This window comes from Bacteroides cellulosilyticus (assembly GCF_020091405.1).
In the GTDB taxonomy this organism is placed as follows: domain Bacteria; phylum Bacteroidota; class Bacteroidia; order Bacteroidales; family Bacteroidaceae; genus Bacteroides.
On the sequence record NZ_CP081903.1, the window covers coordinates 1,142,182 to 1,158,829 of the forward strand.

Annotated in this window: 13 protein-coding genes and 1 pseudogene; 5 read left to right on the forward strand and 9 right to left on the reverse strand. The window is 40.4% G+C overall.

Annotation, left to right across the window (positions count from 1 at the left end; all coding sequences use genetic code 11):
• Positions 1–67: 67 nt before the first annotated feature.
• The 5 genes from speA to K6V21_RS03990 form a co-directional block, all read right to left on the reverse strand.
• The gene (speA, locus tag K6V21_RS03970; RefSeq protein WP_224320905.1) at positions 68–1,960 is read right to left on the reverse strand and encodes a biosynthetic arginine decarboxylase; all 1,893 of its coding nucleotides are present in this window, start codon (positions 1,958–1,960) and stop codon (positions 68–70) included.
• Positions 1,961–2,067: 107 nt separating this feature from the next.
• Complete coding sequence (locus K6V21_RS03975) at positions 2,068–2,595, reverse strand: shikimate kinase (RefSeq protein ID WP_217716165.1); 528 nt, start codon at positions 2,593–2,595, stop codon at positions 2,068–2,070.
• Between the two features lie 54 nt (positions 2,596–2,649).
• Positions 2,650–3,258, reverse strand: coding sequence for a nitroreductase family protein (locus tag K6V21_RS03980; protein ID WP_224320906.1), 609 nt, complete (start codon positions 3,256–3,258; stop codon positions 2,650–2,652).
• An 85-nt stretch (positions 3,259–3,343) separates the two neighbouring features.
• Complete coding sequence (locus K6V21_RS03985) at positions 3,344–3,799, reverse strand: hypothetical protein (protein WP_224320907.1); 456 nt, start codon at positions 3,797–3,799, stop codon at positions 3,344–3,346.
• The gene (locus K6V21_RS03990; RefSeq protein WP_217716163.1) at positions 3,796–4,251 is read right to left on the reverse strand and encodes a DUF3990 domain-containing protein; all 456 of its coding nucleotides are present in this window, start codon (positions 4,249–4,251) and stop codon (positions 3,796–3,798) included. The genes K6V21_RS03985 and K6V21_RS03990 overlap by 4 nt, the downstream gene beginning before the upstream one ends.
• A gap of 191 nt (positions 4,252–4,442) precedes the next feature.
• On the opposite strand from K6V21_RS03990, the gene K6V21_RS03995 reads away from it, so the two are divergent.
• Positions 4,443–5,078, forward strand: coding sequence for a viroplasmin family protein (locus tag K6V21_RS03995; protein ID WP_217716162.1), 636 nt, complete (start codon positions 4,443–4,445; stop codon positions 5,076–5,078).
• A 484-nt stretch (positions 5,079–5,562) separates the two neighbouring features.
• Here the strand turns inward: K6V21_RS03995 and K6V21_RS04000 are convergent, their stop codons facing one another.
• The gene (locus K6V21_RS04000; RefSeq protein WP_224320908.1) at positions 5,563–7,404 is read right to left on the reverse strand and encodes an ABC transporter ATP-binding protein; all 1,842 of its coding nucleotides are present in this window, start codon (positions 7,402–7,404) and stop codon (positions 5,563–5,565) included.
• A 197-nt stretch (positions 7,405–7,601) separates the two neighbouring features.
• Here K6V21_RS04000 and K6V21_RS04005 point away from each other — a divergent pair, with 197 nt between their 5' ends.
• Both K6V21_RS04005 and K6V21_RS04010 read left to right on the forward strand, forming a co-directional pair.
• Positions 7,602–9,365 carry an LTA synthase family protein gene (locus K6V21_RS04005; protein WP_224320909.1) on the forward strand — a complete coding sequence of 588 codons (1,764 nt, stop codon included), beginning with the start codon at positions 7,602–7,604 and terminating at the stop codon, positions 9,363–9,365.
• Positions 9,366–9,474: 109 nt separating this feature from the next.
• Complete coding sequence (locus K6V21_RS04010; protein ID WP_224320910.1) at positions 9,475–11,229, forward strand: AAA family ATPase; 1,755 nt, start codon at positions 9,475–9,477, stop codon at positions 11,227–11,229.
• Positions 11,230–11,297: 68 nt separating this feature from the next.
• Here the strand turns inward: K6V21_RS04010 and K6V21_RS04015 are convergent.
• From K6V21_RS04015 to K6V21_RS04025, 3 genes and pseudogenes are all read right to left on the reverse strand, one after another.
• Positions 11,298–11,441 (reverse strand): annotated as a pseudogene (locus tag K6V21_RS04015) (AAA family ATPase); the annotation flags it as partial.
• Between the two features lie 96 nt (positions 11,442–11,537).
• Positions 11,538–11,756: a hypothetical protein gene (locus tag K6V21_RS04020; RefSeq protein WP_224320911.1), complete on the reverse strand. Its 219-nt coding sequence runs from the start codon at positions 11,754–11,756 to the stop codon at positions 11,538–11,540.
• Positions 11,757–11,949: 193 nt separating this feature from the next.
• Positions 11,950–13,380: an MAC/perforin domain-containing protein gene (locus K6V21_RS04025; protein ID WP_224320912.1), complete on the reverse strand. Its 1,431-nt coding sequence runs from the start codon at positions 13,378–13,380 to the stop codon at positions 11,950–11,952.
• A 263-nt stretch (positions 13,381–13,643) separates the two neighbouring features.
• On the opposite strand from K6V21_RS04025, the gene K6V21_RS04030 reads away from it, so the two are divergent.
• Positions 13,644–15,086 carry an MAC/perforin domain-containing protein gene (locus K6V21_RS04030; RefSeq protein ID WP_224320913.1) on the forward strand — a complete coding sequence of 481 codons (1,443 nt, stop codon included), beginning with the start codon at positions 13,644–13,646 and terminating at the stop codon, positions 15,084–15,086.
• A 428-nt stretch (positions 15,087–15,514) separates the two neighbouring features.
• Positions 15,515–16,477, forward strand: a complete 963-nt coding sequence (locus K6V21_RS04035; RefSeq protein ID WP_224320914.1) for a glycosyltransferase — start codon at positions 15,515–15,517, stop codon at positions 16,475–16,477.
• Positions 16,478–16,648: the final 171 nt, after the last annotated feature.

Consider the following 16,648-nt stretch of genomic DNA (forward strand, 5'->3'; position numbering starts at 1 on the left):
GCTACGAGTGGCTGCGCAAACATGCTGCATAGTACTCGTAGCTTGTAGCTCGTAGCTCGTAACTAATTCACTCCAAATAAGTATATCCGTACAGACCGGAACGATAATTGGAAAGGAATTCTTTTCCTTCTTCCAACGAAATACGTCCCTCTTTTACTGATTGAGTCACCCAAGTCTCCAGTGTACGCACCAGTTTCTTAGGACTATATTGAACATAGTCAAGCACTTCCGCTACAGTTTCGCCATCAATCACTTGTTCGATGGTATATCCTTTCTCATTAACAGATACATGCACAGCATTCGTATCACCGAAAAGATTATGCATATCACCCAGAATCTCCTGATAGGCACCTACCAGGAACACACCCATATAATAAGGTTCCTTACTCTTTAAAGAATGAGTGGGCAGATAGTGTGCCACATTCTTAGTCGAGATAAAGTTAGCGATCTTTCCATCCGAGTCACAAGTGATGTCCTGCAAGGTTGCCGCACGGTCGGGACGTTCGTCCAGACGCTGAATGGGCATAATCGGGAATATCTGGTCGATAGCCCAGGAATCCGGCAGGGACTGGAACAGCGAGAAGTTACAGAAATATTTATCCGCCAACAGTTTCGGCAGTCCGCGAAGTTCATCGGGAGCATGCTTCAAGCCGCCTGCAATCTGGTTCACCTCACGCATAACAGACCAGTAAAGACGCTCAATCTGTGCACGTGTTTTCAAATCCACAATTCCATGACTGAACAAGTCGAGCGCTTCTTCACGAATTTGCTGTGCATCGTGCCAGGCTTCCAGCATCTTATTTTGATTCAATGTATCCCAAATGCCATAAAGTTCCTGCACCAATTCATGGTCTTCCTCAGTTACTTCTTCATCATCGTCCCATTCGGGCAAAGTGGTGGTTTCCAACACTTCAAAAATAAGCACGGAATGATGGGCAGTCAGCGCGCGTCCACTTTCCGTAATAATATTGGGATGGGGAATATCATTTTTATCACTGGCATCCACCAAAGTGGAAATAGAGTCATTCACATATTCCTGAATGGAATAATTGACGCTGCTTTCGCTGCTGGACGAGCGTGTTCCATCGTAGTCTACGCCCAAGCCACCACCGATATCAACGAATTCTACTTTGAATCCCATAGAGTGAAGCTGCACATAGAATTGAGACGCTTCGCGCAAGGCTGTCTTAATGCGACGGATTTTTGTAACCTGGCTTCCGATATGGAAATGTATCAATTTCAGACAATCTTTCAGTCCTTTTGAGTCTAAAAAGTCGAGTGCTTCGAGCAATTCACTGGAACTGAGTCCGAACTTGCTTGCATCGCCGCCTGAGTCTTCCCATTTGCCGCTTCCTGAAGAAGCCAGCTTGATACGAATACCAATGTTAGGCATAACATTCAACTGCTTCGCCATCTTGGCTATCAGCTTTAGCTCGTTCATTTTTTCTACTACAAGGAAAATGCGCTTTCCCATCTTCTGGGCAAGCAAAGCCAACTCTATATAGCTCTCATCCTTATAGCCGTTGCAGATAATCAACGAGTCAGAATCTGAGTTAATAGCAATCACGGCATGAAGTTCAGGCTTCGACCCGGCTTCCAACCCGAGATTGAATTTCTTTCCATGGCTGATAATCTCCTCAACCACAGGGCGCATCTGATTAACCTTGATAGGATAGATGATAAAGTTCTGCGCTTTATAGCCGTATTCCTCAGCGGCCTGCCTAAAACATGAAGAAGTCTTCTCAATCCGGTTGTCCAGAATATCGGGAAAACGTATCAGCATAGGAGCCGCCACGTCTCGCAATTGCAACTCATCCACCAATTCTTTCAAATCGACGCCGACACCGTTTTTACGAGGTGTCACCACTACATGACCTTTGTCATTGATACCAAAGTACGAAGTGCCCCAACCTGTAATGTTGTAAAGCTCTTCTGAATCTTCAATACGCCATTTTCTCATTTTTTGTAACTCAGATGTTTGTTGTTTGATTTTAATAGGGCGACAAAAATACGATAATTCTCGATATTTATTGCGTTTTCCTCCTAAAATTACACATTTACAAGCGGTTAAATGCCCAGCAAGTTACGTAATTGCTGCACAGAATCCGCAATTTGCCGGCGGCTTTCCAACTGTCCGGCATCAAAACGGTACCTTGCCTTGCCATAGTGCGGCGCACGTTTTTCCAAGGCTTCTACAATAAAAGCTCGCAAGTCTTCGTCCGTTTTCCCTTGCAGAATGGGGCGTTGCTGCGTAGCCACACGCAGCCGGCGGAACAAAACGTCAGGATGAACATCCAGAAAAACGGTCTGTCCGTGTTCGTTCATATACTCCATGTTATCGAAGAAGCAAGGAGTGCCGCCTCCGGTCGAAATAATGACGTTTTCAAACTCAGCCACTTCGTGCAGCATGGTTCGTTCCAGTTCACGAAAAGAGGCCTCTCCCCGCTCGGTGAACAGTTCACGTATGGATTTGTGAAGACGTTCTTCGATATACCAGTCCAGATCTATGAACGGTATATTCAGTTCGCGGGCAAAAGCCTTTCCTAAAGTGGTTTTACCGGCTCCCATGTAGCCGGTTAAAAAAATACGTATCATAAGCGCTTACCTTTGCGTACAAAGGTAAGCAATTCTATCCTGAGAGATTTACTATCAGATAAAAATTTTAATGCGTTCGCTCAAATCATCAAATTCTTTCCCGCCCGGTTCGGCAACAGGAGTACCGAAAGGCATCTGTGCAATCAACTGCCAGGTTTCGGGAAGACGCCACGTGCTGCGTACATCTTCGTCAATCAACGGGTTATAGTGTTGCAGGGAAGCGCCCAGGCCTTTATCTTCGAGCATAGTCCAGATGGCCAGCTGATGCATGGCAGAGGTATGTTGCGACCACGTCGGGAAATTCTCACGATAAGTAGGGAATTGTTTTTGCAGTCCTTCCACAATGGAGCGGTCTTCAAAGAAAAGTATCGTGCCATATCCGCAAGAAAACGAAGTATCGATCTTCTTCTCCGACTGGCGATATTGTTCTTCGGACAGGCGTTCTTCCAGCTGATCCTTCACAATTCTCCATAGTTTCTGATGTTCGTCGCCCAGTAACAACACAACACGTGTAGTCTGCGAGTTAAATGCCGAAGGCACATGCTTTACTGCTGTACGGATGATGTGTACAATTTCCTCGTCCTGAACCGGAGAGTCGTTACTGATGGAATAATAGCTGCGGCGATGTTCCAATGCCTCAGCAAATGTCCGTTCTCTGATCATATTTAATCCTTTCTTTTGGTATTTAATTTTTGCTTCATATAAGGAAACAAATGAAAGGAGCAAGTTGTTCGGGAGAACTAGAATGTTAAAGAACTTCCCCTCTTATATATGACTGGTACAAATAATCAGGATTTTCAAAATACAGACTACTATTAAAATCCTCAATCTTTCGTGAAAGCCATGAGTTATACACTTCAATCAAGGCTTCAACTGGCTCTTTATCCTGCTTATCACAGAGTTCAATGATTAATCGTTTGTATACTTTCCCTATATCCCAATAAGTAGGGATTGCATATTTAGCATCGGCAACATTATCAAACACACCTGTTTCAATATGATAACCATCAATAAGTTCATCTGTTACCTTATCTATGTTTTCGCTGTGATAAACGTCAGCCAATTCATAAATGCGCAGCAGTTTTTCTTTTCCTATCGCATTCACGACGACATTCCGGTGGTTTTTAGTTTTTCGACCAATATATTCAACCAAACTGCAAACAAAAAACAAATCATTATACTCTTTCTTTTCTCTTCCTATCATACTTTAATCTCCTCGCTCTTAATAAAAGTGAGACATTCCAAAGCTTCCGGTGTACAAAAGTTTATCTGGTGGGTAGGATGCTTGAACTTTGCCAGCACCCAGAATTGCTCCCTTGTTAGAACTCCGCTAATAAAATCTGATATGTAATTATAAATCTGGTCATTCGCCATCGCTCCGATTACAATATCATAATGATGCTTCATCCCATTACGGCAGTTCACAATAAAATCAAGCCAGTCTTCTGTCATCTCTGTAAAACATAAAACATTCAATGCCGGATTTAGTTTAAAATCATAAATATTGACCACCGATGCATCATAGCGTCTTGCCCAACGGACAGCTTGCTCTTTCAATTCCGTACAGTAAAAGCCCGTACCAAAATCTTTAGCATATCTACCTTCAATAATTCCAGGAGTCTCTACCGGGCAGTATCCACCGTGATATATTTCCATAATTTTTAAATATTAGCTTGATAACACAGCGAAAGATAAGGATTATCCGATTTGCAGCAAAGTATTTACCACTTTTTCTCTACACAATCATCTTTCTCCACTTCCAAAATAAGCCAAGCTACATCTTAACATTAAAAATTAAGCAAGCTTATTTTGTACTGCCTCCGGTTTGCATTACCTTTGTCCCCGATATGGGAAAGGAGAAATTTTACGTTGTATGGTCAGGCGTCAATCCGGGCATTTATACTTCCTGGACGGACTGTCAGTTACAAATCAAAGGCTACGAAGGAGCGAAATACAAATCGTTCGAGACGCGCGAAGAAGCGGAAAAGGCCTTCGCCTCCTCTCCGTATGAATATATCAAACGGGCACCCGCCGCTGCTCATGCTCCCAAGAAAGATGCCGACGCCCCTCTCCCCACCTGTGTAACAGAGAATAGTCTCGCCGTAGACGCTGCCTGTAGCGGTAATCCCGGAGCTATGGAATATCGCGGTGTACACGTAGCCAGCCGACAAGAAATATTCCATTTCGGACCGGTATATGGTACGAATAATATCGGTGAGTTTCTTGCTATCGTCCACGGACTCGCCCTGTTGAAACAGAAAGGCTTCGATATGCCCATCTACAGCGACAGTGTGAATGCCATCAGCTGGATAAAACAGAAAAAATGCAAGACAAAACTGCCACGTGAACCCAAAACAGAAGAGCTATTCAAGCTGATAGAGCGCGCCGAAAAGTGGCTGCGCGAAAACACCTACACCACCAAAATCATGAAGTGGGAAACTAAACAGTGGGGAGAAATACCTGCCGATTTCGGAAGAAAATAAGCCTTTCCATTCCCCTTTCCTCTATTCATTAAGGTCAACAAAACAAGCTTCGGTATCCGTTCCCAACAGAGGAAACGAGCGTTTCCACAAAGAGATACGAGCATTCCCATTAAGAGAAACGACAGTTCCCATTAAGAGTAACGAGCGTTCCCATTAAGGGAAACGATAATTCCCATTAAGGGAAACGTTCGTTTCCAAATGCAGGAAGGCAAGTTCCCTAGCGCCAGATAGTCGTAAAACACTGTATTCCAACAAGATGTTAGTTTATATTATAAAGAAAGGAGTAGCCCTAATGTCGTTGCAATCACCTATCGCCACTCCAATAAAGAAAAGTAAAAAAGCCGGTGTAGGCAAACCAATTGCCTACACCTACCTACACCGTTACCTATACCACATAACATGCTATGAATGAAAATCTTACCCTCCCGGGTGTAGGTAGTGTAGGTAAAACTGACAAAAACTTATTGTTGTATCAGCTTTCTGTTTAAGACAGAGACTGCATATCATTCAATCGCTTATAGTATCCATTCTTCTCCAACAAAGCCTCGTGCCTGCCGCGTTCCACAATTTCGCCTTCATAGAGTACGCAGATTTCATCTGCATTTTTAATAGTAGAAAGACGGTGGGCAATAGCAATTGTAGTACGGGTTTTCATCAAACGCTCCAGAGCTTCCTGCACCAGACGTTCGGATTCCGTATCGAGAGCAGAAGTAGCCTCATCAAGAATAAGAATAGGCGGATTCTTCAAAATAGCGCGGGCAATACTGATACGCTGACGCTGTCCTCCGGAAAGCTTGCCACCACGATCACCGATATTTGTGTTGTATCCATGCTCTGTCTCCATAATGAAATCGTGCGCATTGGCAATCTTCGCCGCCTCCATTACCTGCTCCAGTGTGGCGTTTTCCACACCAAATGCTATGTTATTAAAGAATGTATCATTAAACAGGATCGCTTCCTGATTTACATTTCCTATCAGGCCACGCAAATCATGAATACGGAAATTCTTGGTACTAACGCCATCAATCATGATTTCACCGAAATGTATGTCATGGTAACGCGGAAGCAAATCTACCAGCGTAGATTTTCCCGATCCGGACTGCCCAACCAACGCAATCGTCTGCCCCTTCGGAACAACCAGATTGATATGTTTCAGAACTTCCCTCTTCCCATCATAACTGAAGGAAACATCCCTAAACTCGATTTGCCGATTCATACCATGCAAAGGAAGCGGGTTTACGGGTTCCTTAATAGGATTCTCAGCCTTCAGAATCTTATCCACACGTTCCATGGAGGCCAGACCTTTCGGAATGTTGTATCCTGCTTTTGCAAAATCCTTCAACGGATTTATGATGCTATACAGAATAACCATATAGAAAATAAACGTCGGAGCTTCCAGCGAAGAATGCTCATCACCCAAAATCAGCATACCGCCAAACCAAAGCACCAATACAATCAAAAGCGTTCCCAGGAACTCACTCATCGGATGAGCCAACGCCTGACGAACGGCCACTTTATTGGTCGCATCACGCAGTTCATTACTACATCTGGTAAAGCGATCCACCATTTTATCTTCTGCAATAAAGGCTTTAATGATACGCAAGCCACCCAGAGTTTCTTCCAGCTGTGACATGGTGTCACTCCATTTGCCCTGCGCTTCCAAAGATTGGCGTTTCAGCTTCTTGCCGACCTTCCCCATCAGCCAGCCCATTCCGGGAAGTACTACGATGGTGAACAGGGTCAACTGCCAACTGGTTATAATCAGTGTTGTAAAATAGAACAGAATCAAAATCGGATTTTTCAGCAACATATCCAGCGAACTGGTAATGGAGTTTTCTATTTCTCCCACATCACCACTCATACGGGCAATAATATCTCCTTTCCGTTCCTGAGAGAAGAAGCCAAGCGGCAAGTGCATTACTTTAGAATAAACCATGATACGTATATCACGAACAACTCCCGTACGCAAAGGGATCATTACCGCAGAAGAACCGAAGTAGCAGGAAGTTTTCAGCATCGTCATGAGAGCAAGGAAAAGCCCCATAAACAGAAGCGTCATTATCGGGCCATGCACCTCTATCAACCGAGTAACATAGTAATAGAAGTTATTTATTGCTACATCTTTCAAATCATCGCTGCCCCACTCCATATAATGGTATACTTTCTCCCCGCTACCTGTCTTGAACAGGATATTCAGGATTGGAATCAACAAAGTGAATGAGAATACATTGAAAACAGCCGATAAAACATTGAGCACGATTGCCCATCCTATATACTTCTTATACGGCGACACAAAACGTCGCATCAATTGCAGGAATTCCTTCATTGCTTGGGATTTAACGAATTAAGGGTGCAAAGATACAAGAAATATCTTTAAGTTAAAGAAGATATATCCAATATTAACGAGATTTATCCATACAAGCCCCGACAAATAAGTTCTGTAGTTCATTTATATAGCACACGGAGTGATATCGGAAAAATATATCGTATCTTTGCACCCGGATATAAAACAAACGCTTTATTATGACAAAGATCGATAAGTCCATGCTGACGTTCGGAATCACTATTTTTCTGAAATTCATGTTATTCGATATATTATGGTGTATCCCGACTACTTTCGCCTCTCTTTCTACAGTTGAATGTTATACAACAAAACTGATAGCCACACTTATATTGCTTATCCCCTACGCCCTTTTCCGCATGTGGAAAACAGAGACGTTCATCATGCTCCTGCTGGATCTCCTGCTGATAGCCAATCTTATGTACTTCAGAACCTATTACACCGCCATTCCTCTGAACAGCTACGGATTATCAGGAAACTTAGCCGATTTCACCGGAAGCGTTTTCGACTCTCTTCGCTGGTATGATATACTTTTCCCATTATCCACCCTTGCGGCTGCCGTCATTCATTGGCGTACAAAAACCGCACACCAGAAGCGTCCCGCACCGGTACTTGCTTATTCGGTGGTACTTGCAGTCATCATCTGTATCTTTGGCACAGTGACCCTGATTAAAGGCGGATTTTCAAATGCATACAAGGAGTATCGCGACAAAGCATATTTCTGCTCAAGCGGACCTTCTCTCTATACCATTTTCGGTAGCCTTTGCTATGATCTGGTAGGTCAGCAGCAAAAGTTAACTCCTGAACTGGAAGCAAAGATAGAAAAATGGTTAAGTGAAAAGCCCAAACATGAAGTTGCCCTGCCGGACAGTAGTATTAATCGCCGCACCAATTGTATCATCATTCTGGCAGAATCATTGGAGAGCTGGGTATTGGAGAAAGAAGTGGAAGGACAAGAAATCACCCCTTACCTGAACAAACTTCTGAAAGACTCCACCACCATCTATGCCCCACACGTACTGACACAGGTAAAAGGCGGACGCTCCATAGATGCCCAACTTATGCTCTGTACCGGATTGCTGCCCATCAACAGTGGCACGTACAGCAGCCAATACCCCAATCATGTCTATCCTTCGTTGCAGAAAGCCATGCACGAAAAGAGCCATTCGCGCAACTATCTGCTCACCATAGATAAGATATCCACCTGGAATCAAGGTCCCATAGCCCAAAGTTTCGGTATGGATACCATTATCGCCTATCACGACTTCGAACTGACGGAAGCTTTCGGCACGCACAAACGTACCGGAGACGGCTCATTCTTTGCCCAATGCCAGGAAAAGATAGAAAAAGGGGAGATCTGGAAAGAAGGGGAAAATGCATATATGCAGCTTATTACCTATTCCGGTCATGCTCCATTCATATTACCGGAATATTTGAGAGAGATTTCATTCTCCTCCAACATTCCGGAAAAGATGGGTAATTATATGATCACTGCCCGCTACACGGATAAGGCTATCGGTAAATTCGTAGAGTATCTGAAAACGCTCCCTCAATATAAGGAAACGCTGATTGTAATTACAGGAGATCACGAAGGTTTAGCGTCTTATCGTGCAGAGCTATGCGAAAGTCCCGGTGGCAAAGGGATCGTGTCCGACAAGCAGTTTACTCCTTTCATCGTTGTCAACTCTCCCATAGGTATGCGTTACGATGAAGTGATGGGGCAAATAGATATGTATCCCACCCTGCTGAACTTACTCCAACTTGACGATTATTATTGGACCGGACTGGGAGAAAGTATTCTCAATCCTAAAAAGAAAGGATTCGCCGTAGGTTCACAGATGAACGTGGAAGGGAAAGGGTATAGTCCGGAAGATGTGGAGTTTGCAAAGAAGGCATATGATATTTCGGATGAGATGATACGGTTTAATTATTTCGGAGGAAAGTAAGATAATCAAGAAAGTGTACCGTGTTTTTAAGAATCTTTGTTTGGAGAAATAGCGGAAAGGGCGTACCTTTGTTTGCATTCAAAGCAAACTTTTAAAAAGGGCATCAGCTATGGAAGAATATATAGCACCCAGAAGGAAGCACATCCCCTACGGCATGATGAACTTCGCCGTGATTCGCCGTGACGATTGTTATTATGTAGACAAAACCCGCTTTATTCCCATAATAGAAGACGCGGATAAGTTTTTCTTCTTTAACCGTCCTCGTCGTTTCGGCAAAAGCCTGACAGTAAGCATGCTGCAACACTATTACGATATAGCTGCCAAGGACAAGTTTGATGCTTTGTTTGGCGATCTTTACATCGGGAAATATCCTACGCGTGATCGCAACAGCTATCTGGTGCTCTATCTCAACTTCTCAGGAATTGTTGGTGAACTGCACAATTATCGTAAAGGACTGGATGCACATTGCCAAACTATGTTCGACTACTTTTGCGATATCTATGCCGATTATCTTCCTCAAGGTATCAAGGAAAAACTGGATGAGAAAGAAGGAGCGGTAGAGCAATTTGAATATTTGTTTACGGAATGTAACAAAACCAACCAACGAATCTATCTCTTCATCGACGAATACGACCACTTCACCAACGCCATCCTCGCCGATCCCGAAAGCTTGCACCGCTACACCAACGAGACACATGGCGAAGGCTATCTGCGCGCATTCTTCAACAAGGTGAAATCAGGAACCTATTCCAGCATTGAACGTTGCTTTATCACAGGCGTCAGTCCTGTTACGATGGACGATCTCACCAGCGGATTCAATATCGGCACTAACTACTCGCTCTCTCCAAAATTCAATGAAATGATAGGATTCACAGAGGAGGAAGTACGGCAAATGCTGACCTATTACTCCACCACCAGCCACTTCAACCACACTGTGGACGAGCTGTTGGACATAATGAAACCATGGTACGACAACTATTGCTTCGCACAGGGACGTTACGGTGAAACCACCATGTACAACTCTAATATGGTACTCTATTTTGTCAAAAACTACCTTGATAATGACGGCAAAGCACCGCAGAATATGATAGAGAGCAACATCCGTATCGACTATGAGAAGTTGCGCATGCTCATCCGCAAGGACAAGGAGTTCGCCCACGATGCTTCCATCATCCAGACTTTAGTGAACCAGGGTTATATTACCGGAGACTTAAAAGATAGTTTTCCTGCCACCAGCATCACCAATCCCGACAACTTCGTGAGTCTACTCTATTATTTCGGTATGCTCACTATCAGTGGCACATATAAAGGTAAAACCAAACTCACCATTCCCAACCAAGTGGTTCGTGAGCAACTCTACGCCTACCTGCTGAGCACCTACGATGAAGCTGACCTTAATTTCAGCAGTTACGAAAAGAGCGAACTATCCAGCTCCCTCGCCTATCGGGGAGATTGGCAAGCCTATTTCGGCTACATTGCCGACTGCCTGAAACGTTATGCCTCCCAGCGTGACAAACAGAAAGGAGAATTCTTTGTCCACGGCTTCACCCTTGCCATGACGGCTCAGAATCGTTTCTATCGTCCCATTTCAGAGCAGGATACGCAAGCCGGCTATGTCGATATATTTCTCTGCCCGTTGCTGGAAATCTACTCCGACATGAAACACAGTTACATTGTAGAACTGAAGTATGCCAAGTATAAAGATCCCGAAAGCCGTGTGGAGGAGTTGCGTCAGGAAGCAATTGCCCAAGCCAGCCGCTATGCCGATACGGAAACGGTGAAAAATGCTGTCGGCAACACAAAACTGCATAAAATTGTAGTGGTGTATAAAGGGATGGATATGCCTGTATGTGAAGAGGTATAATCAATATAGAAAACCAACAATCCAGATTGGCAATTTATGCCGATAAGGGGTTTCTATATCATCTGCCAATATGAAAGTCCTTGCATCTCATAGGAAATACAACACTTGGATAAGTCGGCAACCGCATTCAGTATATTAAATAAAGAAGATGTACTAAATACAACTCGCAAATCAGGATACATATCATAAATCTCCTTTATTTCTTTGCTCCATTCTTATATTATAAATTCAGACTACAATTACAAGCATTTGCTGTTTGCAAACAGCAAAAAAAGAAGAATTTTGCTGTTTACAGACAGCACTTACCATTATTCCTCCTGCATAGCCTCAATTAAATCTATGGCTTTCTGAATATCAACAATACCACAACCATAAGGCAGTTCCGGAACATCATATCTATTTGCTGACTTTTTCAAAATTTCCAATAATTCTTGATTAGTCAGCCAAGGGTAAGCTTGCCATAAACAGGCATACCATATGTCGTAAAAATCACCTATCCCACCAGTTATGGCAACAGAGCCTACCACCAATATATTAGGAGAGTCTGTCAGAATCCCAACCCAACTCCCATCATTACCAGCACAACATGTAATAAAAATCCTCTTGCTTACAGCAATAATATCAGTCCGTGACGCAAATTTTACTAATTAATAGTAAGAAAAAGGTAGCTCATTTGGCTACCTTCTCAACAAAATATGACATAACTCATAGTAAAATCATTTAGTTGGGAACATAACATTCGATATATTCACATTTCCATTCACCTTCCCCATAAGTTGGACTATAATTTGTATTATAATAATGATCCCTACCATTCCAAGCTTGGTACAATGGAAGAGCACCATCAGTAGGCCTATCATAAACATAACCAAGTACTCCTTCAAAGTTATACCCTTGATATCCTCCAGGATGATAACCAACTGTATAGTAATGATCTTTTCCATTCCAATACTGATAAAAAGGGACAGTTCCTTGAACCGGTTTTGAAAATATACAAAAAGCGACATACTCATACTTCCAATCATTCTTTGCCCCATAAGTTGGGCTATAATTCGTATTATAATAATGATCTTTTCCATTCCACGATTGATATACCGGTACAATAGGTAATATTTCTATCTTTTTGCTATCAATATATCTGAATACAGCTTCCTTTATTTGCTGTTTTTTCACAGGATCAGAAATTAGATCATAAATAGGATACGTAGCATTCCAGTTGACATCAAACAATCTAGAATGCTGGTCATCAACCGATTCTGTCCATGCTCCCAAATTAATTGTAAAAGTTGGTCCTTGTTCGGGTACGAGCGTAATAGTAGTACCAGAAGTAGAACCACCAAGAGCCTTAATATAGCATTCCCAATTAGAATTTTTCTTATTGCGTTCCTCTACTTCCGTTTTGCTCCATGAACCGTGAGCATCAAGTCCAATATTACTTAGATTATATTTTGCCCCAGCACTGACAATCTCTGTCTTTTCCGTACTACTATTCTCTTCTATTATAGCAGATTTATAATATGCAGTATATTTTCCTCCAACTATTATATTAGTCAGAACATGCGTTCCATACATTTCCACAATTCGATCCGCAGAATACTTATTTAAATCTTCAATAAAAGAAGACAACAAATATTTAGATAAGGTTTCAATATCTGTATTCAGCAAATATCTTCTTTGCTTTTTAAAAACCTCCGCTCTAGCAAATGAGTATTTTGAAGAATAAGAATATTTTGAACTTGTTTTGAATCCCGTCGTTATAGTCCCTGAGAAAAAACCTTCTTTATCCTTTTTCTCTGGTAAAGAACCTACAGAACCACTAAAATTCGTATCGGTTATTATCTGAGATAAAAAAGATTGCGCATTTGCTCCTGCAAAACATCTTTGATCAATTACCCCTGAAAATTGCTTATCAAATCTATTAGGATTTGCTTTCACAAATGCTTCTACATCTAAGATTTTCAACCTTGTTGAATTCTCGCCCATGTATTCATCGGTTATATCATAGCCATAACCTAATACATCATACACTCCATCTCCAGCCGCCCTTGTTGTTACATTTGACACTAAAGATTCAACCTTTGGTAAATCCTCTATTTCTGAACAAGAATAGAAAAGAGGCAAAAAGCCCAATAAATAATAAGATTTCTTCATGGTATTAATATTTAAAGTTTAACAATTACCAAAAGTAAGAATATTCAATATTTAATCCAATTCAAAGAGTGTGTTTAGAAACATGAAATCAGAATGCGCCCTTGTCTTACATAACAATAGAAAAACCAACCTTCTGCATGACAAATAGTTAGATTACATTTATTATTAAAATGAAATTCATGTTTATAAGCATGTTTAATTAATTGGATTTAATCGCCAATATGCATACCTTCGATAATTGTTAAACTTTAAATATTAATACCATGAAGAAATTTTATTTTTTATTGGCAGTATTGCCTCTTCTTTATTCTTGTTCCCAAGAATATGAAGAATTAGATTCATTTTTAAATGAAAAGGTAGATCAAATTAACACACGAACTACCGGTGATGAAAAATATGATGTTTTAGGATATGGCTATGACATCACTGATGAATATTTAGGTGAAAATGCTGTAAAGCTACAGGTCATAAATGTCCAAGCATTTGTGAATGATGGTGACAATAAATATCGATTTGACAATCCATTTATTGGCATTATCGAGCAGAACTGTTATGCAGGGGAAAATGCTTACTCGTTTCTTGAGGACATAAGAACTAAAACTGATTTTAGTGGATCTGTAGCTTCTTTAATAGATGTGAAAAAAGATGGTTTTTTCTCAGGTACAGTTTCTACTAAACTTGAGTCTGATAAAAGATATTCATTTTCTACCAAATTTTCATATGCAAAAGCAGAAGTTATAAAAAAGCAAAGAAGATACCTTCTAAACACAGATATAAACTCATTATCCAAATATTTAACCCCATCATTCTTATCAGATATTCAAAAATATTCAGCAGACAAAATTGTACTCAAATATGGAACACATGTCTTGACAAACTTCACTGTTGGTGGGAAATACACAGGATTATATAAATCTGCTATCGTAGAAGAGAATAACCATACTGAAAAAACAAAAACTGTAAGTGCAGGTGCTAAAGCTAATTTTTCAGGCATTGGACTTGATGCCAATGGATCATGGAGTACAACTAGCATACAAGAAAGCAATACTAAAAACTCCAATTGGCAACTTTTCATAAAATCACACGGTGGCTCCACATCAGGCACATCAATGACTATAAGTTCAACTCCAACATTCACCATAAACTTAGGAGAATGGACAAATTCTGTGGATGACGCACATTCGGTATTGATATCTGTCAATTGGAACGCAACCTATCCAATCTATGATTTAGTCGAGGACCCAGTAAAAAAAGAACAACTAAAAACAGCAGTTATTAATTACATTAATAGCAAGAGCGTTGAAGCTCTTGAAATAGTTCCTTTTTATCGATATTGGGGAAATGGAGAACATTATTTTGCGCAAGAGTATGCCCCAAAATTATGGTATGACCAATATACTTATGAACAAGTAGCATGCTATTTGTTAGCAAAGCAACAAAATGGAAGTGTACCTCTAAACCGATACTGGGGTGACGGAGAACATTATTATACTTTAGACTCAACGCCAACCTTATTAAACGGAAAATATAAACTTGAAGGAGTTGTTGGATACATTTATAGAAATCAAGTACCAGGTACTGTTCCTTTATACGTCTATTGGGGAAATGGTGAGCATCACTATGACTTACAATATGCACCTAAATTATGGTATGGTCAATATAAATATGAAGGAATTACTGGATACGTATACCCCATCAACGATTAGTTTGCAATAAATAAGAAACACCCTAAAAGTTTCCTAAAATAAAATACGCCCCAGTTCATGCCAGGGGAGGTTTCTTAAAATAAATTCATACAAGTTTACAACTCTTATGTCTTTTTACCTTCCACTTAATCGGGGATATTCTCAAAAGCCACAAAGTTAAAGCCAACTAATTCATTGGGAGTTAGCTGGCTTTTTGTATCTTTAGATATTTCCCAAACAACACTGTTTGATATAAAATGTCTTTATTATTAAAGCAAAATACATTAATTGTATCCACAAATATTTTATCTTTGCCAAATTAAGGTCAAAGTACTGTTTAGGCTCATTTATAGACTAACAATATAAATGATATATCTAAGTTTACATTTGACATGTCTGACCCAATTACAACCATTACATTTAAGTAACCCAGTTTAAAACAATACGATATGATTCGAAGCTTAAAAAACTATTTCGAAAGAAAAAATGAATTCTATACTGAAAGTCTGGAGTCCAGTTATACAAATTGGAACATTTTAGAACGTAAAGATTTATATCTCAAAAAAATATCAGATCTTCAAAGAGAACAATCATCTCAGTTACTTGCTGAAAGAACTATTTTCCACGCTTACTGGCATGGAACCTTTGGTATCAAGCAAGCTTTCTCTATTAAAAGTCTGTTGTGTACACAAAATATGGAAAGTATAGAAATATGGCTATGGTTGGACTCAGAAAATGGATATACACAAATCGAGAGCAACTCATATCTACAAGAACTAAAAGGTCACATAAAAATATTGTCGTGGAACGTTGAAGACGAAATTAGTGATACTCCCTTTTCCAAAATTAAGACATATATTAATGCCCCCAAGAATCTTGCAGCCAAGGGGGACGATTTTCGAATTATCTCTCTTTACAAATATGGAGGTTTATATTTCGATCTTGATGTTATGTTTTTGAAAGACTTCACTCCCCTATTAAAAGGCCATGAGTTTGTCTATGCATGGGAATACCAATCATATGCCAACAGTGCCATTCTATATTTACGCAAGAATAGCTATATAACTAATTACTTAGCAAAGAAATTACAAAAAAGGAAAGCAGCAATGCCTTGGGTACTATTCAATTACAAAGATAAGAAATTAGAAAATCTAAGAAATTACCCTTGCGCTTTCTTTGATCCACTATGGGGAGGATATTGTGAGGGAATGCCTTTTAGAGAATTCTCTGACTTCTTTAGGGAATTCGACAAAGATTATGCCAAAGATCCCAATATCAATAGTTACAAAGATTTCTTTCCGGGGGCATTCGCATATCATTGGCACAATAAGTGGGATGCTAAAGAGGTTGAAAACTCATATTTTGGCCTATTCAATCATGAATTTAACAATATATTTACACTTCTACATTAATATATTTCAAATATAATATTTACGTTTCTTAAAAGTGAATATCCCTTATCTTTTTTAAGAACTCTTTTATCAACATAGATTTAGGTCGCAATTACACTATTATCATTGGATATTTTTATATCTTTGTTCTTTGAATATAATTAAGATATGTTTTATTTATAGTATTAAACA